General features: G+C 68.7%; 17 protein-coding genes. 8 read left to right on the top strand and 9 right to left on the bottom strand.

Annotated features, from left to right (window positions below; all coding sequences use genetic code 11):
• The 3 genes from M9945_RS21300 to M9945_RS21290 form a co-directional block, all read right to left on the bottom strand.
• A partial coding sequence (locus M9945_RS21300) for an ABC transporter permease (RefSeq protein WP_367946138.1) occupies window positions 1-755 on the bottom strand: 755 nt, incomplete at its 3' end.
• Between the two features lie 12 nt (window positions 756-767).
• Window positions 768-1,526 (bottom strand): ABC transporter ATP-binding protein, encoded by a 759-nt coding sequence (locus tag M9945_RS21295; protein WP_367928305.1) that lies wholly within the window; start codon window positions 1,524-1,526, stop codon window positions 768-770.
• A gap of 34 nt (window positions 1,527-1,560) precedes the next feature.
• The gene (locus M9945_RS21290; RefSeq protein ID WP_367928304.1) at window positions 1,561-2,577 is read right to left on the bottom strand and encodes an ABC transporter substrate-binding protein; all 1,017 of its coding nucleotides are present in this window, start codon (window positions 2,575-2,577) and stop codon (window positions 1,561-1,563) included.
• A 276-nt stretch (window positions 2,578-2,853) separates the two neighbouring features.
• On the opposite strand from M9945_RS21290, the gene M9945_RS21285 reads away from it, so the two are divergent.
• The 7 genes from M9945_RS21285 to M9945_RS21255 all read left to right on the top strand — a co-directional run bounded on the left by M9945_RS21285 (window position 2,854) and on the right by M9945_RS21255 (window position 10,958).
• The gene (locus tag M9945_RS21285; RefSeq protein WP_367928303.1) at window positions 2,854-3,567 is read left to right on the top strand and encodes an aspartate/glutamate racemase family protein; all 714 of its coding nucleotides are present in this window, start codon (window positions 2,854-2,856) and stop codon (window positions 3,565-3,567) included.
• Between the two features lie 68 nt (window positions 3,568-3,635).
• Window positions 3,636-4,235 carry a flavin reductase family protein gene (locus M9945_RS21280; RefSeq protein WP_367928302.1) on the top strand — a complete coding sequence of 200 codons (600 nt, stop codon included), beginning with the start codon at window positions 3,636-3,638 and terminating at the stop codon, window positions 4,233-4,235.
• A 37-nt stretch (window positions 4,236-4,272) separates the two neighbouring features.
• Window positions 4,273-5,781 (top strand): aspartate ammonia-lyase, encoded by a 1,509-nt coding sequence (locus M9945_RS21275; protein WP_367928301.1) that lies wholly within the window; start codon window positions 4,273-4,275, stop codon window positions 5,779-5,781.
• A gap of 119 nt (window positions 5,782-5,900) precedes the next feature.
• Entirely contained in the window at window positions 5,901-6,968 is a 1,068-nt protein-coding gene (locus M9945_RS21270) for a DUF1963 domain-containing protein (RefSeq protein WP_367946137.1), read from the top strand.
• 7 nt (window positions 6,969-6,975) lie between these two features.
• A complete protein-coding gene (locus M9945_RS21265; protein ID WP_367946136.1) occupies window positions 6,976-8,436 on the top strand; it encodes a hypothetical protein in 1,461 nt (486 codons plus the stop codon).
• A 32-nt stretch (window positions 8,437-8,468) separates the two neighbouring features.
• On the top strand, window positions 8,469-9,353 hold the full coding sequence (locus M9945_RS21260) for an MBL fold metallo-hydrolase (RefSeq protein ID WP_367946135.1): 885 nt from the start codon (window positions 8,469-8,471) through the stop codon (window positions 9,351-9,353).
• Window positions 9,354-9,458: 105 nt separating this feature from the next.
• Window positions 9,459-10,958: a malonyl-CoA synthase gene (locus M9945_RS21255; RefSeq protein ID WP_367946134.1), complete on the top strand. Its 1,500-nt coding sequence runs from the start codon at window positions 9,459-9,461 to the stop codon at window positions 10,956-10,958.
• A gap of 275 nt (window positions 10,959-11,233) precedes the next feature.
• On the opposite strand, the gene M9945_RS21250 is transcribed toward M9945_RS21255, so the two are convergent.
• From M9945_RS21250 to M9945_RS21225, 6 genes are all read right to left on the bottom strand, one after another.
• Window positions 11,234-13,024 (bottom strand): gamma-glutamyltransferase family protein, encoded by a 1,791-nt coding sequence (locus M9945_RS21250; RefSeq protein WP_367946133.1) that lies wholly within the window; start codon window positions 13,022-13,024, stop codon window positions 11,234-11,236.
• 6 nt (window positions 13,025-13,030) lie between these two features.
• Window positions 13,031-13,819 carry an ABC transporter permease gene (locus M9945_RS21245; RefSeq protein ID WP_367946132.1) on the bottom strand — a complete coding sequence of 263 codons (789 nt, stop codon included), beginning with the start codon at window positions 13,817-13,819 and terminating at the stop codon, window positions 13,031-13,033.
• Entirely contained in the window at window positions 13,819-14,682 is an 864-nt protein-coding gene (locus M9945_RS21240; protein ID WP_367928294.1) for an ABC transporter permease, read from the bottom strand. The genes M9945_RS21245 and M9945_RS21240 overlap by 1 nt, the downstream gene beginning before the upstream one ends.
• A gap of 4 nt (window positions 14,683-14,686) precedes the next feature.
• Window positions 14,687-15,760 (bottom strand): ABC transporter ATP-binding protein, encoded by a 1,074-nt coding sequence (locus M9945_RS21235; RefSeq protein WP_367946131.1) that lies wholly within the window; start codon window positions 15,758-15,760, stop codon window positions 14,687-14,689.
• Window positions 15,760-17,157, bottom strand: coding sequence for a hypothetical protein (locus M9945_RS21230; protein WP_367946130.1), 1,398 nt, complete (start codon window positions 17,155-17,157; stop codon window positions 15,760-15,762). The genes M9945_RS21235 and M9945_RS21230 overlap by 1 nt, the downstream gene beginning before the upstream one ends.
• Window positions 17,158-17,241: 84 nt before the next feature.
• Window positions 17,242-18,306, bottom strand: coding sequence for a PotD/PotF family extracellular solute-binding protein (locus tag M9945_RS21225; protein WP_367946129.1), 1,065 nt, complete (start codon window positions 18,304-18,306; stop codon window positions 17,242-17,244).
• A 306-nt stretch (window positions 18,307-18,612) separates the two neighbouring features.
• Here M9945_RS21225 and M9945_RS21220 point away from each other — a divergent pair, with 306 nt between their 5' ends.
• Window positions 18,613-19,449: a sulfite exporter TauE/SafE family protein gene (locus M9945_RS21220; protein ID WP_367946128.1), complete on the top strand. Its 837-nt coding sequence runs from the start codon at window positions 18,613-18,615 to the stop codon at window positions 19,447-19,449.
• Window positions 19,450-19,482: the final 33 nt, after the last annotated feature.

Below are 19,482 nucleotides of genomic sequence, written 5' to 3'. Positions count from 1 at the left end.
CACGGGAAGAAGACGCGCTCGATCGCGGTGATGATCTGGAACAGGACGATGCCCAGTATCGCCAGGATCGTCACCGCCCCGAACGCCAGCGGCACCTGGAAGAAGGCGGTGGACGTCTGGATCAGGTTGCCGAGCCCGCGGTCGGAGGTGACGAACTCGCCGACCACCGCGCCGACGACCGACAGGGTGATGGCCGACTTCAGGCCGCTGAAGATGAACGGGATCGCGAAGGGTATGCGTATCCTGAAGAACTCCTGCAGCCGGCCGGCGCGATAGCTGCGGCCGAGCTCGATCAGCTCCGAGGGGGTCGACATCAGGCCGGTCGCCACCGAGATCACCAGCGGGAAGAACGCGACCAGGAATGTCACCGCGATGCGCGGCATCTCGTTGGCGCCGAGGGCGATGACCAGGATCGGCGCCAGCGCGACCTTGGGGATCGCCTGCGTCAGCACCAGCAGCGGATAGATGGCGTTGGAGGCGTAGCGCGACGAGGCCAGCGTGAAGCCGAGCGGGATGCTGACCGCGACGGACAGCAGAAACCCGGCAAGGACGGTGCGGATCGTAGCCCAGGTATGGAACATGACGGCCGGGCCCTCGGCCACGGTCGCGGCGTAGATCACCGACGGGGCGGGCAGCAGATATTGCGGCACGCTGAACGCCTTGACGGCGAGCTCCCACGCCAGAAGCATGAAGGCGAAGACCGCCGTCGGGAGAATGACGTCTTGGCCGTAGTGCCAGAACTTGCGCAACATCATGACCGGCGCTCCTCAATGCCTGCTGGTGATCAGGGACCGGATATGCCGGACACACCGGTTGAACTCGGGAAGGGCTTCCGAATCGAAGCTGCGCGGGCGCGGAATGGGGATCGGGACGATCTCCTCGATGCGCCCGGGCCGCGCCGACAGCACCACCACGCGATCGGCCAGCATGACGGCCTCGGAGATCGAGTGGGTGACGAAGACGATCGTCTTGGGCTGCTCGGTCCAGATGCGCAGCAGCTCGATGGACATCTCCTCGCGCGTCAGCGCGTCGAGGGCGCCGAACGGCTCGTCCATCAGCAGCACCTGCGGGTCGGGCGTCAGCGCCCGGCAGATCGCCGCGCGCTGCTGCATGCCGCCCGAAAGCTCGTCCGGGTAGCGGTTCTCGAACCCTTCGAGCCCGGCGAGCGCCAGAAGCTCGCGCGCCTTCTCGCGCGGCGGATCGCTCCGCCGCATCAGCTTGAACGGGAAGAGCACGTTCTCCATCACGGTCTTCCAGGGAAGCAGGGTGGGCTTCTGGAAGACCATGCCGGTTTCGCGCCGCGGCTCCCTGACCGCCAGACCGTCGATCAGGATTTCACCCGCCGAGACGCCGAACAGGCCGGCGATGAGCCGCAGGAGAGTCGACTTCCCGCATCCGGAGGGCCCGACCAGAGCGATGAACTCGTTCTTCTCGATGCTCAGGCTCACGTCTTTCAACGCGGCGATCTCCGAGCCATCCCAAGACGTGTAGATCTTGGATACGTTGTTGATTTCGATGCTGGTCACGATGGCCCTCCGACGCCGGTGTCACCTGATGGGATCAGCGCGGCGGCAGCATGCCGGTGTCCAGCGCCTGCTGCGGGTCCCACGCCGGGTCGAGGTCCTGCGCCTTGGCCACGGTCTCGTAGGTGAAGGCGAGCTGGTCGGGATTGAAGCGGCCGAGCCCGTCGCGCTCGGAATCCTCGTTGAAGACGTGCTCGAGCATCACCGAGAGCGAGCCCATGCAGTCGTCGAGCGGCAGGCCCGGAACGTGCTCGATATGCAGCTTGCACGCCTCTTCTTGGTTGTCCTTCGCCCAGTTGAGCGACTTCTGGAGCCCGCGCAGGAACGCCTCGACGACCTCCTTGCGGCTGGCGATGGTGCTGTCGGAGGCGAAGACGGCGTTCGAGTAGATCTTGAAGCCGGTCTCGACGTAGGGCAGGACCTTGATCGACTCGCCCGCGCTCTGCGCCGCCTTGTTGTTGTAGTAATAGTGCATCGAGTAGAGCGGCGCGGCGTCGATCTGCTTCTGGATCAGCAGCGTGCCCATCGCGGTCGCGTCGACATTGACCCAGGTCACCGAATCCTCGGGAAAGCCGATGCGCTGCGCGACCTCGGGGAAGTAGATGCGGTGGCTGTTGCCCGGCGTGATGCCGAGGCGCTTGCCCTCCAGATCGTTCAGCGTGTCGATGCCCGAGCTTTCGAGCACGAAGAAGGAATGGGGCGAATAGGTGTAGAGGGCGCTGATCGCCTTGACCGGCGCGCCGGCCCGCGAGCGCGCCGTCAGCACCGCGCCGATGTCGCCGACGCCGAAATCGGCCGCGCCGTTGGCGATCTTCGAGACGGTATCGCTGCTGCCGTAGCCGCGGCTGATGGTGATGTCGATGCCCTCTTCCTTCCAGAAGCCCTTGGTCCAGCCGGAATAGTAGGCCGCGTATTCGCCCGACGGCAGGAAGTCCATCATGAAGTGGACGGCCTGCTGCGCCGAGGCCACGGTGGGGGCACAGATGGCGGACGCCGCCGAAAAGATCGAAAGCGCCACGATATGCTTCTTTATCAGCCTGTCGAACGTACGCATGATGACATCCTCCTGTCGATGAATTGTGTTCCCTGCCATTTCACGGTAGCGGCGGCACACAAAGCGATCGAATAAAAATTGGCGGCTTAGTATTATGAATCGGAATAGATTCCGAGCCTTGCCGTCGCCGGCGAGAGCCTGCCGGAATCGCGGTCCCGCCTGCCCCGGCCGGGCGGGACGATAAGGAAGCGGAATAGTCGGCTGCCATCTGATTATTAGACGCCCGGCCGATCCGGATCGATTCATGGACCGCCTGAATCGATCCGGGGAGCCGGCATGAGCCAGAAACTGGGAGTGCTTGGCGGCATGGGGCCGCTGGCCACCGCCGATTTCTTCTACAAGCTGACGCTGGCCAGCAAGGCGGAGCGCGATCAGGACCATATCGAGACGGTCATCTACTCGGCGACCCGCACGCCGGACCGCTCGTCCTCGATCATGGGACAGGGGCCCTCGCCGCTGCCGATGCTGATCGAGGGAGTCTCGCTGCTCGTCGACGCCGGCGTGTCGGTGATAGCGATCCCCTGCAACACCGCCCATTACTGGCATGCCGACCTCGCCCGCTTCAGCCGGGTCCCGATCCTGCACATCGCCGAGAGCGCGTGCGAGGCGCTGCGGGCGGCGGGCGGGCCGGTGGCGAAGGTCGGGCTGCTCGCCACGACGGGAACGCTGCATGCGGGCATATACCAGCCTCCCCTCGCCGCGCGGGGCTACGAAGCGGTCCTCCCGACGGCCTCCGAGCAGGACGAATTCGTCCAGCCGGCCATCGGGCTGGTCAAGGCCGGCGACGTAGCCGGGGCGAGAGCCCTGCTGGAGGCCGCGATCGACGCCCTCGTCGCCCGGGGGGCAACGCGGATCGTCATGGGCTGCACCGAAATCCCGGTGGCGCTGGCGAACTCGCGGCGCGCGCCCATGCTGGTCGACGCGACGGCGGCGCTGGTCTCGGCCTGCATCGCCCATTGCACCGGCGAGCCGCGCGAGGACCGGACATGAAACCGGCGCGCGGCCGGGATGGCCGGTCTGGAGGGCCGGCGAACGCCGCGCAACCGCATGGGGCCGCGATGCCGCACGTTGAGATCGACTTCGAGGCGCTCGACGCGCAGCTGGCCTACAAGCTGCTTGCCGGCACGATCGTGCCGCGCCCCATCGCGCTCGTCACCACCGTTTCCGCACCCGGCATCGCCAATGCCGCGCCCTACAGCTTCTTCAACGTGCTGTCCGCCGACCCGCCGCTCGTCGCGCTCGGCCTCGAGAACCGGCCGGACGGGACGACCAAGGACACGGCGCACAACATCGAGGCGCGCGAGGAGTTCACCGTCAACATCGTCTCCGATGCCATCGCCGGCGCGATGGCGGCCTGCGCCGGCGATTTCGACTACGAGGTCGACGAGCTCGCCCAGACCGGACTGACGGCCGCGCCCGGAAAGAAGGTGTCGAGCCCCTACATCCTGGAAGCGCCGGCCGCCTTCGAATGCCGCCGGTTCATCACCTTCGCGGTCAGCCGCTCGCGCAACATCGTCATCGGCAGGATCGTCCATGCCCATTACCGGGGCGACATCCTCGATCTCGAGCGCATGCGGGTGAACGGCGACGCGCTCGACGCCGTCGGCCGCCTGACCGGCCGCGCCTATACGCGCACGCGCGACAAGTTCGACCTCTAGCCCTTTCGCGCCGGGCTCCCCAGACGAAAGCCGGATCATGACACGCAAGCGAGCAGAAACCAGCGACGAAACCTCCGCGCAGGACGTCGCGGCCGCCCCGCAGGCGGAGCGCCCCGGCGCGCGGACCCGCACGGAGCAGGATCTCCTCGGCGAGGCGCATATCCCGGCCGACGCCTATTGGGGAATCCATACCCTGCGCGCCGTCGAGAACTTTCCCATCACCGGCGTGCCGATTGGGCGGTTTCCCGACTTCGTGCGCGCCCTCGTCCTCGTGAAAGCCGCCGCGGCCCGCGCGAACAGGCGGCTCGGGCACCTTTCCGCCGAAAAATGCGCGGCGATCGAGAAGGCCTGCGACATGATCGCCCGCGAGGGCCGGCTGCACGACCAGTTCGTGGTCGACGCCGTCCAGGGCGGCGCCGGCACCTCGACGAACATGAACGTCAACGAGGTCGTCGCCAATCTCGCGCTGGAGACGATGGGCCGTGCCAGGGGCGACTATGCGGCGCTTCACCCCAACGACGACGTCAACAGGGCGCAGTCGACCAACGACGCCTATCCGACCGCCCTGCGCCTCGCCGTCATCTTCGCCACCGAGCCCCTCGTCCACGCGCTGAACGAGCTGGCCTTCGCCTTCAAGGCGAAGGCGGTGGAGTTCGCCGGCATCCTCAAGATCGGCCGCACCCAGCTCCAGGACGCGGTGCCGATGACGCTCGGCCAGGAGTTCGACGGCTTCTTCGCCACGATCAAGGAAGACGTGTCGCGCCTTCGCGAGGCCGCGGCCCTGTTCCGCGAGGTCAATCTCGGCGCCACGGCGATCGGGACGGGCATCACCTCCGATCCCCGCTATGCGGCGCTCGCCGTCGAGGAGCTCGCGCGCCTGTCCGGCCAGCCGATGGTGCCGGCCGCCAACCTCATAGAGGCGACGTCGGACATGGGCGCGTTCGTCCTGTTCTCCGGCATCCTGAAGAGGATCGCCGTCAAGCTGTCCAAGATATGCAACGACCTGCGCCTGCTGTCGAGCGGGCCGCGCGCGGGCCTCGGCGAGATCCGCCTCCCCGCCGCCCAGGCCGGCTCGTCGATCATGCCGGGCAAGGTCAATCCCGTCATCCCGGAAGTGGTCAACCAGGTGTGCTTCATGGTCATCGGCCATGACCTGACGATCACCTTGTGCGCCGAAGGCGGCCAGTTGCAGCTCAACGCCTTCGAGCCGACCATCGGCTACTGCCTGCTGTCGTCGCTGCGGCACATGACGGCGGCGATCGAGACGCTGAACCTGCGCTGCGTCGGCGGGATCGAGGCGAACGCCGACCATTGCCTCGCACAGGTCGAGAATTCGATCGGCCTGATAACCGCGCTCGGGCCGCGCCTCGGCTACGAGGCCGCCTCGCGCATCGCCCGGCGCGCCCATGCGGAAGGGCGCCGCGTGGCGGACCTCGTGCGCGAGGAGGGCCTGCTGACCGGGCCGGAGCTCGACGACCTCCTCCGGATCGAGGTCATGACCGCGCCGCGCGCCTCCGGCCGGAGCGTGGCGGCAACGGCCTCCTGAACCGCCCCTCCCCGGCAGGCGTCACGGCATCGTCCCGCCACGGCCGGCATTGCCGGCTTTTGCGCGCGCCGTTTTCATACTAGCCTCAGCGGTGACGAAGAGAGCGTTCGCGAGGTTTCATGTTCGACAGCCCGGCCGATGCCGCCGATGCCCTGCTGGCCTATTTCGAGCGGCCGCGAGTCGAGATCGTCGTCGAGGCGCTGGTGCCGGCGGCGATCTTCCATCCGGCGGCGTCGGGAATCGCCATCGGCGGCACGCGGCTCGGCGGCACGCCGGACGCGCCCGCCGGCTTCGTCTGGCCCCGCCCGGCGCGGCCCGACGATCCCGACGAGATCGCCCGGCGCGGCAACGAGGACGCGGGCCGGGAAATGCGCGCCCACATGGCGCTCGACCTGCCCTATGCGTTCATCGCGCAGGTCGACCTCACTGAGGCCGCCGCGCTCGGGCCGGCCGCTTCGGCGCTTCCTTCCGAGGGGCGGCTGCTGTTCTTCTACGATCTCGCCATCGGCCCGTGGGACACCGGCACGCGCGTCGCCCGGGTGATCTGGGAGCGCTCGCCCGCCGATGCGCTGCGCCCGCTCGCCGTGCCGGACGACCTTGCCGCGGCCGCCGCGCGCGAGGCGCAGGAGCGGGCGGCGATCGCCGCCGAGTTCGGCGACGGGGACGAGGACGTGGACGAGGATGCCGGGGGCGGCACGAATTACGGCGCGCCGGCCCGGGCCATGACCCTGCGGCAGGCGTGGCGGCTTCCCGATCCGCACGCGCTCGAGATCGCGGCCATGCCCGACTTCGCCGCCGTCGCCAGGGGCGAGAGCGACGACCCCATGCTTCAGGACCTGTTCTCCGCCTATGAGGAGGCGCTGGAGGAATTCGGCGACCGCTATCCGGCCGAGACGTGGCAGCGCCAGCAGCTTCTCGGCAGCCCGATGCCGGAGCAGGACGATCCGCGCTACGACGCCGTCGTCGTCACCGGATGGGGCAAGCAGCACCTGTCGGGCGAGGAATGGCTGGAGCACCGCGACGAGGTGCTTCTCAAGGCACATGACTGGACGCTGCTGCTCCAGATCGACATCGGCGACTGGATGCAGGCGCGCTTCGTCGAGGGCACGATCTATTTCCTGATCCGGCGCGACCATCTCGAAAAGCACCGGTTCGACGAGGTGGTGGCCGTCTACCAGCAGACGTGACCCGGCGATGACGGCACCCGCCCTTCGCCCCGCGCTGACGCGCCGCGCGCTGTTCGGCGGCGCGGCGGTGGCGCTCGGCCTTTTCCCGCTTGTTCCGAGAGGTGCCATGTCCCAAGGCAACGACGAACCCGACACCGCGGCGCTGGCGCGGCTTCGCCCCGGCGATCCGAAGGAGAAGCTCGCCGAAGCGGCCGGCGCGTGGTGGCGCGAGCCGACGCCGGAAGAAGCCGGCTGGGTGCGCTATCTCGACGAGCGTCATCGCTTCACCGCCCGCCTCGATCGCGACGGCCGGGTGGGCTCGCTCGCCTACGCCTTCGATTTCGACCCGCAGGCGCCGTTCGCGGGCCTGCGCATGCTGATGCCCGAGGAGGAGGTCGTCCGCGCCTTCCCCGCTCTCGCGCTCAGCGAAGCGCGCGACAACTACCCCTATCGCTTCGGCTCGATGCCGCTGGAGACCGGCGGCACCCTGTTCGTCGAGATCGGCCACGGGCGGGTGACGCGGATGCGCGCCGACGACCCGGACGCGATCTATCCCGAGCGGCCCCTGCCGCTGCCGCGCCCGGCGCTCGCCTTCGACGTCGGGATCGTGCCGGGCTTCCTGCGCCGCGGCGCGGCCGCGCCCGACGGCTGGTGCTGCGGCCTGCCGCGCGGCATCGCGCAGGCGCAGTGGCCGCTGTCGAACAAGACCGGCTTTCCGCTGGAGCACCATTTCACCGTGCGCGTGCCCGAACCCTACCGCGTCAAGGGGCGCGAGTTCGTCGCGCTCGCCTTGTTCGGAGACAGCGCCGAGGAGAGCCGGCGCTCGCCGGCGATCTCGCGGCTGATGAACACCGTCTTCGACGGAAGGCCGCTTCCCGCCGCGGTCGAGGAGCCGCTGCGGCCGTTCCTCGACCATTTGCGCAACCGGCACCCGATGGAGTTCCGCGCCAAGGACATCCTCTATTCCTCCTTCGCCGCGATCTGGCTGACGCGAGAAGAATTCGAGGGCGAGGAATGCGAGCCGCCCGCGCCGGTCCGCACCGAGGCCAACGCCATGTGCACGCCGCCCGCCTGGCCGGTGACGGGCGCGGCCGAACGGTTCTTCGGCTGGAACGGCAAGGAGGCGTTCGATCCCTCCTTCTATCTTCACCGCGTCGCCGGCGGCCGTCCGTCGGCCAAGTGGGACATCCTCGCCTTCCGGATCGCCGAGGTCGGCGACGACCCCAACACCGGGCGCACGCCGGTCGACGAATTCTCGGACGACAATCGCGACGGCTACGTCCCGCGCTTCAGCGAGGCGTGGGACGGGCTCGGCCGCGACATCTCCTACGGCCCCATGCATTTCGGCGGCACCGCCAGCCCGATCCAGGCCATGCCCGACCTGACGCCGTTCTACATCGAGTTCGAGGAAACGCCCGGCATGTTCAATTTCGGCGGCGGCAGCGCGCAGCTCGACCTCGTCACCATGCAGCTCGACTGGGCGCAGTAGGCGGCCGGCCGACGAGAAGAAAGGACGCATCCATGCCAGCAAGGCCCGAAGTCGCCGGCTTCTACGACAAGCGCACCGGCTCGATCCAGTATGTGGTCGCCGACCCGGAGGCGGGACAATGCGCCATCGTCGACCCGGTGCTCGACTTTGACGAGAAGTCGGGCTGGACCGCGACGGCGAACGCCGACGCCATCCTCGCCTTCGTCGCCGACAAGGGCTACGCGGTCGAGTGGATCCTCGACACCCACCCCCATGCCGACCATTTCTCGGCCGCCGATTACCTCAAGCGCAAGACCGGCGCGCCGACCGCCACCGGCGAGAAGGTGACCGAGGTGCAGAAGCTGTGGAAGGGGTTCTACAACTGGCCCGATTTCCCGGCCGACGGCTCGCAATGGGACAGGCTGTTCGCCGACGGCGACAGCTTCGCCATCGGCGGCATCCCGGCGCGGGTGATGTTCTCGCCGGGCCACACGCTGTCGTCCGTCACCTTTGTGATCGGCGATGCCGCCTTCGTGCACGACACGCTGTTCATGCCCGATTCCGGCACGGCGCGCGCCGACTTCCCCGGCGGCAGCGCCAGGGCCCTGTGGGCGTCGATCCAGGCGATCCTCGCCCTCCCCGACGAGACGCGCCTGTTCACCGGCCACGACTACCAGCCGGAGGGACGCGCGCCGCTGTGGGAATCGACCGTCGCCGAGCAGAAGGCGCGCAACACCCACATGGCGCGCTACCGCACCGAGGCCGAGTTCGTCGCCGCGCGCGAGGCCCGCGACCGCACCCTGCCGATGCCGCGATTGATCCTGCACGCGCTTCAGGTCAATATCGACGGCGGCCGCCTGCCGAAGCCGGAAGACAACGGCCGGCGCTACCTCAAGATCCCGCTCGACCTGCTCGAAGGCGCGCCGTGGGATGAGTGAGACACGCCGCCCGCCCGTTCAGCGCATAGATCGTTGTTTTCACGCAATTCCGGACGGAAAACCGCTTCACGCTTTTCCTGGAATTGCTCCAGCCGGAGACATGCCGTGAGCAACCTTTTCGACGCATTCAGGCTCGCGGAGCGCGACGGGCGCGGCGCGCTCGTGCTGGCGGACGGGACCGCGATTTCCTATGGCGAACTCGCCGCCCTTGCCGGGCGCATCGCCCGGCGGCTCGGCGAAGCGGGCGTCGCGCCGGGCGACCGGGTCGTGGTGCAGGTCGAGAAGTCGCATGCCGCGCTCGCGCTCTATCTCGCCTGCCTCCAGCGCGGGGCGGCGTTCGTGCCGCTCAACAGCGGCTACACGATGCAGGAGGTCGGCTATTTCGTCGGCGACGCCGAGCCGCGGCTGGTCGTCTGCGCGCCGGAGCGCATCGAGGCGGTGCGCGCCGCGGCGGAACCGGCGCAGCCGGCGATCCTGACGCTGGACGAGGCCGGGCGCGGCTCGCTGACCGACGCGCCGGGCGCGCCGCTCCTCGACGTGGTCGCGCGCGGGCCGGACGATCTCGCGGCGATCCTCTACACCTCCGGCACCACGGGCAAGCCGAAGGGGGCGATGCTGAGCCACGACAATCTCGGCTCGAACGCGCGCGTGCTGATGGAGGAATGGCGCTTCACCGGCGACGACGTCCTGCTCCACGCCCTGCCGATCTACCACGCCCACGGGCTTTTCGTCGCCTGCAACGTGCTTCTGATGGCCGGCGGGCGGATGATCTTCCTGCCGAAGTTCGACATCGACGCGGTGCTGGAGGCCCTTCCGCGGGCGACGACGATGATGGGCATCCCGACCTTCTACACCCGCCTCCTCACCGATGCGCGGCTGACGCCCGGCCTCGTGCGCCACATGCGCCTGTTCACCTCGGGCTCGGCGCCGCTGCTGGCCGAGACCCATGTCGAATGGCAGGCGCGCAGCGGCCACGCCATCCTCGAGCGCTACGGCATGACCGAGACGGGCATGAACACCTCCAACCCCTATGACGGCGCGCGCATCGCCGGCACGGTCGGCCTCGCCCTGCCGGGAACGGAGGTGCGGGTGGTCGACGGCGAGAGCGGGCGCGAACTGCCACGCGGCGAGATCGGCATGATCGAGGTGCGGGGGCCGAACGTCTTCGGCGGATACTGGCGGCTGCCGGAGAAGACGGCGGCGGAGTTCCGCCCCGATGGCTTCTTCATCACCGGCGACCTCGGAACCCTCGACGCGCGCGGCTATGTCCGCATCGTCGGCCGCGGCAAGGACCTCGTCATCTCGGGCGGCCTCAACGTCTATCCCAAGGAGGTGGAGACCGAGATCGACGCGCTCGACGGCATTATCGAGAGCGCGGTGTTCGGCGTGCCGCATCCCGATTTCGGCGAGGCGGTCACCGCCGTCGCCGTCGCCGCGAAAGGCTTCGCGCCGGGCGAGGCCGGGATGCTGGAGGCGCTGGCCGGCCGCCTCGCCAAATTCAAGCTGCCCAAGCGCATCATCCTCGTTCCCGAACTGCCGCGCAACACGATGGGCAAGGTGCAGAAGGCCGAGCTGCGCCGGCAGTACCGCGATCTGTATGGCTAGGCGGGACAGGAGCGGCGCCAAGGCGTGCGGTGTGCATCACCGCCGCCGCTCGCGCCGCCCCTCATCCCCCTGCCGGGACCTTCTCCCCGTGAACGGGGAGAAGGGAGCTGCGGCCCTTGCTTTCGCCAATCGCAGACGTTGCAAAGAGGATGTGACGGTGCGGCCGGCATCCCTTCTCCCCGTTCACGGGGAGAAGGTGCCCGAAGGGCGGATGAGGGGCGGCGCGGGCGCTCGAAGATCGCGCTCCTTCGGAGCGGACAAGACCCAACGCGCCTTTAGCGCGCGATGGCGTAGCTCTGCATGTGGCGCGGGGTCGCCGCGGCGTACATCATGCCGTTGGCGCGTTCGACGGCGCAGACGCGGCCGAGCGACCAGGCGTCGAGCACCGAGAGCCGGTGGCCGCGCGCGGTGAGATCCGCCCGCACGCCCTCGGCGTAGCGGTCCTCGATCAGCACCTGCCCGAGATAGTATTCGCGCGGGTAGAACGAGCCCGGCCAGTGGCGGCTGTTGAACATCGGCGCGTCGATGCTGGCCTGCAAGCCATAGCCGTGCAGCAGGTGGCGGACGAGGACGGTGAGCGGCCACTGGTCCTGCTGGTCGCCGCCGGGCGTGCCGATGGCGAGGAAGGGCGCGCCCGCCTTCGTCACCAGCGTCGGCGTCAGCGTCGTGCGCGGCCGCGTGCGCGGGCGCAGCGTCGACGGCAGGTCCTCGTCGAGCCAGAACATCTGCGAGCGGGTGGAGATCGGGAAGCCGAGCTCGGGGATCACCGGCGAGCTTTGCAGCCAGCCGCCGCTCGGCGTCGCCGACACCATGTTGCCGAAGCGGTCGGTGACGTCGAGATGGACCGTGTCGCCCTCGATGGCGGGCAGCGGCGCGAAGGTGACCTCGCCGCCGCCGGGGCCTTGCGGCTCCTCGCTGCCGGCGCGCGCGGCGATGGTGGCAAGCCTGTCGGCCGCGCCGGGCAGATGGCTGGCGACGAGCTCCAGCGAGGCATGGCGCGGATCGACCAGCCCCGCGCGCTTGCGCGCATAGTCTTCCGATAACAGCACGTCCATCGGGATATCCGAGGCGAGCGGGTCGCCGTAGAACGCCTCGCGGTCGGCGAAGGCGAGCTTGGCGCATTCGACGATGGTGTGGGCGAAGTCGGCGCCGAGCGGGTCCATGCCGGCGAGGTCGAAATTCCTCAGCAGCATCAGCTGCTGGAGGAAGACCGGCCCCTGCCCCCACGGCCCGGTCTTGTGGACGGTGACGCCGTGGAATTCGGCCGAGAGCGGCTTTTCGTAGCTCGCCGACCAGCCCGCCATGTCGTCGTAGCGCAGGAGGCCGCCATTGCGCCGGCCGGTGGTGTCGAACAGCTCCTGGCTTGCATAGAAACGGTCGATGGCCTCGGCGACGAAGCCCTTGTAGAAGGCGCGCCGCGCCGCCTCGATCTGCTCGACGCGGTCACTGCTCGCGGCCTTCGCCTCGGCGACGAGCCGGCGATAGGTCGCGGCGGTGGCGGGTATCGTGAACAGGCGCCCGGGGCGCGGCACGCGCCCGCCCGGCAGCCACACCGCCGCCGATGTCGGCCACTCGTCGCGGAAGAGGTCGGCGACCGGGACGATGGACTGCACCGCGCGCTCCATCAGCGGAAAGCCGTTCTCGGCATAGGCGATGGCGTAGCCCAGCACCTCCTCGACCGTCATGGTGCCGTAGTCGCGCAGCAGCAGCATCCAGGCGTCGAAGGCGCCGGGAACCGTCGCCGGCAGCAGGCCGGTGCCGGGCACCATGTCGAGGCCGAGCGAGCGCATCCGTTCGACCGTGGCGAGCGCCGGCGACACGCCCTGCCCGCAGATGACGACCGGCTCGTCCGCCGCCGCGCTCTTGACGATGATCGGCACCTCGCCGCCGGGGCCGTTCAGGTGCGGCTCGACGATCTGGAGCACGAAGCCGCAGGCGGCGGCCGCGTCGAAGGCGTTGCCGCCGCGCTCCAGCACCGACATGCCGGCCGCGGTGCCCAGCCAGTGGGTGGAGCTGACCGCGCCGAAGGTGCCGGCGAGCTCCGGCCGCGTGGTGAAGGGTGCCATGATGCGCTACCTCTGGACGAGCTGCCTGGCGCCGACGAACCGCTCGACGAGCAGCAGCGCCAGCACGATGATGAAGACTTGAAGGGCGGACGCCGCGGCGACGACGAGCTGGTTGCCCTGGAACTGGAGATAGCTGAACATCTCGATCGGCAGCGTCACCACGCCCGGCCCGGTGAGGAACAGCGCGGTGTTGAGCTCGCCGAACGAGACGATGAAGGCGAACAGCCAGCCCGACAGCACGCCCGGCCAGATGATCGGCAGGGTGATCTGGATGAAGGAGCGGATCGGCCCCGCGCCGAGGCTCTGCCCCGCCTCCTCGTAGGTGGTGTCGAAGCTGTGCAGCGAGGTCGTGATCGCCCGGAACGCGTAGGGCAGGCAGATGACGACATGAGCGATGAACAGGCCCGGCAGGATGCCCATGTTGACCGAGCGGAACAGCAGCAGCAGCGCGAGGCCGAGGATGATCGCCGGGAACACCAGCGGCGCGATGATCAGCGTTTCCAGCAGCGTGGCGAAGCGGTTGCGGTGGCGCGTGACATAGACCCCGCCCATCAGCCCGAGCAGCGTCGAGGCGCAGGCCGAGACGAGGGCGAGCCCGATCGACAGGATGAAGGCGTTGCGCATCTCCGAGATCTGGAAGAAGGCGACGAACCAGCGCAGCGAGAAGCCCTGCGGCGGGAAGGACAGGCTCTCGCCGGCGCTGAAGGCGACGACGAGCACGATGACGATCGGCGCGAGGATCAGGATCATCGCGATCAGGACGACGAAACGCAGCAGAAGCGAACCGATGCTCATCAGCCTTTTCCTTGCACTCTCTGCGGCCGCACGACGATCTGGATCAGCGCCGCGATGACGAGGGCGATGAACAGCAGGGCGAAGGAGAGCGCGGCCGCGCGGGGCCACCGGAAGGTGGTGACGCTGTCGAAGACGAGGCTGACCAGCAGCTTGTAGCGCGGGCCGCCGAGAAGGGCGATGGCGACATAGGCGCTCAGCGTCAGGAAGGTGACGAGCATCAGGCCGGAGGCGATGCCGGGGGCCGACAGTGGCAGCGTCACCTTGAAGAAGGTGCGCCACGGCCCCGCGCCCAGCGATTCGGAGGCCTCGACATAGCTCTTGTCGATGGTGGTCAGCGAATTGGTCAGCGAGATGATCATGAACGGCAGGAGGATGGTCAGGAGGCCGAGCGTGATCGCCTCGAACGAGTAGAGGAACTGCATCGGCCGCTCGATGACGCCGGCCTTGACCAGCGAGGTGCTGACAAGCCCCTGCCGGCTGAGGATCGCCATCCAGCCATAGGCGCGCACGACGTTGGAGATCATCAGCGGCACCATCAGCACCATCAGCATCAGCAGGCGGCGGCGGGCCGGGATGCGCGACAGGTAGAAGGCGACGGGGTAGCCGAGCAGGAAGCACAGCGCCAGCACCGCGGCCGTCGACAATAGCGTGCGCTGGATGATGAGCAGGTAGAAGGAATCGGTGAACAGCTCGGTGTAGTTGGCGAGCGTCGGCGTCAGGTCGAACAGGTCCGTCGACGAGTTGGTCATGAAGCTGATGAACAGCAGGTAGGCGAGCGGGACCACGAAGAACAGGACGAGGATGACCAGCGGCGGGATGACCACTGCCAGGGCGAGCGCGCGCGGGGAAACGACGTGCCGCATCGGCTCAGTCCAGCGCCACGAAGCTGGAATCCTCCCAGTCCAGCCCGACCGTGGCGGCGGGCTCGAGCGACAGCGGCTCGGACCGGGAGTTGGCGACGATGGCGTTGAGCGGCACGCCGGCGACCTCGGCGTAGAGATGCGTCTGCGCGCCGCGATAGATCGCCTCGCGCACCGTCGCCTGCACCGGCGCGTCCTTCCTCAGCACGATCTTCTCCGGGCGCAGCGCGAACTTCACCGTCGCGCCGGGCTCGGCGGCGAGCCGGCCGACCGTCAGCGTTCGGCCGGCGAACTCGACCGCCGTCCTGTCGCCGTCATGGCCGCGGACGGTGGCGGTTACGATGTTGCTGGCGCCGAGGAAGGTGGCGACGAACTCGGTGCGGGGATGGTTGTAGATCTCCTTCGGCGTGCCGGCCTGCTGGATGCGGCCGTCCTGCATCACCGCCACCCGGTCCGACATGGTCAGCGCCTCCTCCTGGTCGTGGGTGACGAAGATCGTCGTCATCGCCAGCCGGCGCTGGAGGCGGCGTATCTCGACCTGCATCTGCTCGCGCAGCATCTTGTCGAGCGCGCTCAGCGGCTCGTCGAGCAGGAGGACGTCGGGCTCGAAGACGACGGCGCGCGCCAGCGCCACGCGCTGCTGCTGGCCGCCGGAGAGCTGGCGCGGATAGCGGTCGGCGAAGCGGCCGAGCTCGACGAGGTCGAGCACGTCGCGGACGCGGCGGCCGATCTCGGCCCCGTCCACCTTACGGGTCTTCAGGCCGAAGGCGACGTTCTCGGCGACGCTCAGATGCGGGAACAGCGCGAAGCTCTGGAACACCATGCCGAAATTGCGCTTGTAGGCCGGGACGCCGGTGACGTCGCGATCGCGGATGAAGATGTGGCCGTTCGTCGGCTGCTCGAAGCCGGCGATCAGCCGCAGCGTCGTCGTCTTGCCGCAGCCCGAGGGGCCGAGCAGCGAGAACAGCGAGCCGCGCTCGATATCGAGATCGAGCGAATGCAGCGCCGTGACCGGGCCGAACGCCTTCTCGACACCGACGAAGCGGACGTCCGTTTCCAGGGTTTTGTCGGCGGATGGCATCAACAGGTCTCCAGGGCCTTGTCAGTAACGAGAATGCGCAGCGCGGCCGCGCACAGGCGCAGCGGCAGTTCGCTCACCACCATCTTCTCGGCCAGCGCCCGCGGCGCGGCAAGATCGGGGATCGCTTCATCGAGCACGCTCGCCAGCGCGCCGGATACGAGTGGGTCGGCGCCCGCCTCGTCCTGCCGAAGCGAAGCCAGCACCGCCGTCCACTCGCCCTCCAGCCGGTCGATCTCGGCGCCGGCGAGGCGCTGCATGGCCGCGTCCTCCCTGCCGGCCAGCTCGCGCAGGCCGGCGAAGGCCGGCCCCATCGCGGCGTCGAGGTCGGTGAGCACCGCCCCCAGCGGCCGCGCCGGGGCACTGCTTGCCGGCACCGCTTGCGGCAGCGCGAACAGGCCGAGCGCGGCGACGGCGTTGTGGATCAGCCGGAAGCCGGCGCAATCGTCCTTCATGTAGAAGCGCAGCGTCTCGTCCATCACCTTGTGGCCGCGGATCGGCAGGTAGCGGCGCGCGTAGCCGCCGCCGGCGAGCGCCATGCCCTTGCGCACGAACTCGCCCATCTCGGGATGCGGGGAAAAGAGGATGGCGCGCACGGCCGGGTCGGCCGCGGCGAGGATCGCCGGCGTGCCGCGCATCTCGGCCTCGAACAGGTCCCTGTCGAGCGGGTTGTCGATGAACAGCCGGGCCGGGGCGATGTAGCCGGCGAAGGCGCCGCAGGCGCGCGCTCCGCGCGTGCCGTCGCGATAGACCGGGCCGTGATAGTAGGGCACCTCGATCGTCTCGGGCAGGCCGCGCCCGAGCGCCGGATCGCCGACCTCGATCGACAGCATGGCCGCGCCGGTCAGGAGATATTCCTGCGTGAAGCGCGGCATGGCGTCGACGAGGCCGAGCCAGCCGGGCCGGCCCTCGCTGGCGTAGAACGCGCCGCCGCACGAGCCGATCAGCGCGCCGCCGCGGGCGATGAAGGCGCGGATCGCCGCGTCGATGCCGGGAATACCCTCGGCGCGGTCGAGGCCCCATGTGGCGAAGCCGCCCGGCATGACGAGAAGGTCGACCCCGTCGAGCGCGCCGGCGGCGACCGCCCCGGCATCGACGGGCACGTATGGCAGGCCGAGGCTGAGCAGCGCGTGGGCGTAGTAGGCCCAGTAGGGATAGCCGACCGCCGCGCCGTTGTAGATGGCGATGCGCGGCAGGCCGTCGGCCAGTGCTTCCCCGGCGGCCGCGTCGCTGGCGGCATCACCGAGGCCCAGCGCGCGCAGCGCCGGGGTCGCCTCAGCCGGGACGGCGAAGCCGGAATCGGTCTCGGCGACGGCGAGGCCGCGCGCGCGGCACCGGTTCACAAACGTCAACACCCCGCCGCCGAAGGGGCCGGGGTCTTTCAGAGCAAGAAGCGCCATGTCTGCCGGTTACCCTCTGGCCTGTCACCCGTGGGAAGGAAAGGACGGAGCCCGCCGGCGGACGGCAGGCCCCGGGCTTGGCTATCAGCCGCCGGCGACGATCCGGTTCCAGCGGTCGGTCCAGTCGCCGCGCTGCGCCGACATGAACTCCTGGTCGAGGTCGATGATGCGGGCGACCTCGGCGTCGGAGAACTGGACGCGCTCCTGCAGCTCGACCGGCAGCGTGGCCAGCGTGTCGGGATGGGTGCCGGCATAGTTGAAGGTCTTGGCCACCCAGCCCTGCAGCGAGGGGTCGATCGTCAGGTTGACGTACTTCTCGGCCAGCGCCTTGTTCTTGGTGTTCTTGGCGATGCCGGTGCCGGAGAGATAGGAGATCGCGCCCTCTTCCGGGAACACCCATTCCACCTTGCCGCCGCGCTCCAGCACCGTATAGGTCTGCGACTTGTAGAGGAGGCCCACCGCCGCGTCGCCATTGATCAGCGAGCTCATGATGGTGTCGGTGTCCTTGGCCCAGATCGGGTCGAGGTCGACCATCTCGCGCAGCTTCTCGAAGCCGGCCTCGGTGTCCTTGATGTCCTTGCCGGCCGCGAGCGCGCCGATGGGGATGATGTAGGTACCGATGGAGTGGCTGATCTCGGGCAGGACGATCGCGCCGCGATAGTCCTCGCTCCACAGGTCGGCATAGCTCTTGGGCGGCGTCTTGACGAGGTCGGGATTGTAGATGATGCCGAGCGCCGAATAGATCATCGCCACCCAGCCCTTGCGGCGGAAGCGGTCCGGGATGTCGGCGAGGTAGCCCAGGTTCTCCGACGCCGGGTCGAGCTCCTCGAGCACGCCCTGCGCCTCGGCCAGCGGCACGACGCCGTCATGGAGCTGGACGAGGTCGTAGATCTGGTTGTCGAGGCCGATCTTCAGCTTGGTCACGCGCTCGACCGGGCTGGAGCCGCGATCCTGGGTGACGCCGACGCCGGTGGCCGCCGTGAAGGCGGTGTCGACGTTCTGCGCCATGCCGTCGCCCCACAGGCCGCCCCAGGTCATCATGGAAATGCTGGCGGGATTGGCCTGGGCGAAGGCCGCGCCGAGCGAACCCGGCACGGCCGCGGCGGCGGCCGTCGATCCGGCGAGCTTCAGAAATTCACGCTTGTTCATTGGGTTCCCCATTGCTTCACACGATGCGGACGCTGGATGCGCCGATAATCTGAATGAACCAATTTTATATTGGTTCGATTATTTCTTGCTGCGTTCCGGGACCAGCTTTTGCCGGAATGTGAATTTTGTTTCAGCGCATGCGCAGATTGTCAAGGCCGCATAGCGCGAATTTGCAGCAAAATTGCTCGTTCCGGCAATCCGGTTCCGTATTTCAGGCAAGTGCCGTGGTTTTGTTCATTCTGTATCATTGCATCATAGGTTTGCGAATGGTACGGATTTCGCCGATCACTCGGAGGGAAAGCGGGCATGTCGATGGAGATGTTCGGAGCCGACGCCGGCACCTATCTGTTCTGGTTCGCGGCCGTCGGCTTCGCGGGCACCGTCGGCGGGCTGCTCGCCGGCCTTCTCGGCGTCGGCGGCGGCATCGTCATCGTGCCGGTGCTCTATCACATCTTCTCCGCGGTCGACGTCGCCGAGCCGATCCGCATGAAGGTCGCGGTCGCCACCTCGCTCGCCACCATCATCGCCACCTCCTCGGTGTCGATCCGCAGCCATTACCGGCGCGGGGCGGTGGACGACGCGCTGCTGCGGATGTGGTGGCTGCCGATCCTCGTCGGCGTCGTGTGCGGCACGATCATCGGCGGCTACGTCAACGGAAGGGTCCTGAGCCTCGTCTTCGCCGTGGTGGCGCTTCTGGTCGCCGTGCGGATGATGCTCAGCGGCAAGGCGACGGCCTTCTATTACGGCTTCCCCAACGCCTTCGCCAAATGGCTGACCGGCATCCTCGTCGGGCTGATCTCGGCGCTGATGGGCATCGGCGGCGGCACGCTCTCCGTGCCGATCCTGTCCGCCTTCGGCTTCGACATCCGCCGCGCCGTCGGCACGGCCGCGGCCATCGGCTTCATCATCGCGATACCGGGAACGCTCGGCTACATCATCTCCGGCTGGAACGCGCCGGACCTGCCGCCCTTCTCGCTCGGCTACCTGAACTGGGCCGGCGCGCTGGTGCTGGTGCCGCTGACTATGGCGATGGCGCCCCTCGGCGCGCGGCTCGCCCACTCGATCCCGCGCCGGGCGTTGCAGGTCTGCTTCGCGGTCTTTCTTGCTGCGTCGTCGCTGCGCATGTTCTATGACCTCATCTGACGGTATCCTGCCCTGTTCCCACGACCGGCCGCG

The sequence above is a fragment of the Aquamicrobium sp. genome, assembly GCF_023954335.1.
Lineage (GTDB): Bacteria > Pseudomonadota > Alphaproteobacteria > Rhizobiales > Rhizobiaceae > Aerobium.
The sequence above is the reverse complement of the archived record's forward strand: the minus strand, read 5'-3'. Positions and strand labels throughout refer to the sequence as shown.

What these genes read in the sequence shown, in the direction of transcription:
- M9945_RS21290 (WP_367928304.1), bottom strand. Translation starts at nt 2,577, where the DNA reads ATGCGTACGTTCGACAGGCTGATAAAGAAGCATATCGTGGCGCTTTCG.
- M9945_RS21285 (WP_367928303.1), top strand. Translation starts at nt 2,854, where the DNA reads ATGAGCCAGAAACTGGGAGTGCTTGGCGGCATGGGGCCGCTGGCCACC.
- M9945_RS21280 (WP_367928302.1), top strand. Translation starts at nt 3,636, where the DNA reads ATGCCGCACGTTGAGATCGACTTCGAGGCGCTCGACGCGCAGCTGGCC.
- M9945_RS21275 (WP_367928301.1), top strand. Translation starts at nt 4,273, where the DNA reads ATGACACGCAAGCGAGCAGAAACCAGCGACGAAACCTCCGCGCAGGAC.
- M9945_RS21270 (WP_367946137.1), top strand. Translation starts at nt 5,901, where the DNA reads ATGTTCGACAGCCCGGCCGATGCCGCCGATGCCCTGCTGGCCTATTTC.
- M9945_RS21265 (WP_367946136.1), top strand. Translation starts at nt 6,976, where the DNA reads ATGACGGCACCCGCCCTTCGCCCCGCGCTGACGCGCCGCGCGCTGTTC.
- M9945_RS21260 (WP_367946135.1), top strand. Translation starts at nt 8,469, where the DNA reads ATGCCAGCAAGGCCCGAAGTCGCCGGCTTCTACGACAAGCGCACCGGC.
- M9945_RS21250 (WP_367946133.1), bottom strand. Translation starts at nt 13,024, where the DNA reads ATGGCACCCTTCACCACGCGGCCGGAGCTCGCCGGCACCTTCGGCGCG.
- M9945_RS21245 (WP_367946132.1), bottom strand. Translation starts at nt 13,819, where the DNA reads ATGAGCATCGGTTCGCTTCTGCTGCGTTTCGTCGTCCTGATCGCGATG.
- M9945_RS21240 (WP_367928294.1), bottom strand. Translation starts at nt 14,682, where the DNA reads ATGCGGCACGTCGTTTCCCCGCGCGCGCTCGCCCTGGCAGTGGTCATC.
- M9945_RS21235 (WP_367946131.1), bottom strand. Translation starts at nt 15,760, where the DNA reads ATGCCATCCGCCGACAAAACCCTGGAAACGGACGTCCGCTTCGTCGGT.
- M9945_RS21230 (WP_367946130.1), bottom strand. Translation starts at nt 17,157, where the DNA reads ATGGCGCTTCTTGCTCTGAAAGACCCCGGCCCCTTCGGCGGCGGGGTG.
- M9945_RS21225 (WP_367946129.1), bottom strand. Translation starts at nt 18,306, where the DNA reads ATGAACAAGCGTGAATTTCTGAAGCTCGCCGGATCGACGGCCGCCGCC.
- M9945_RS21220 (WP_367946128.1), top strand. Translation starts at nt 18,613, where the DNA reads ATGTCGATGGAGATGTTCGGAGCCGACGCCGGCACCTATCTGTTCTGG.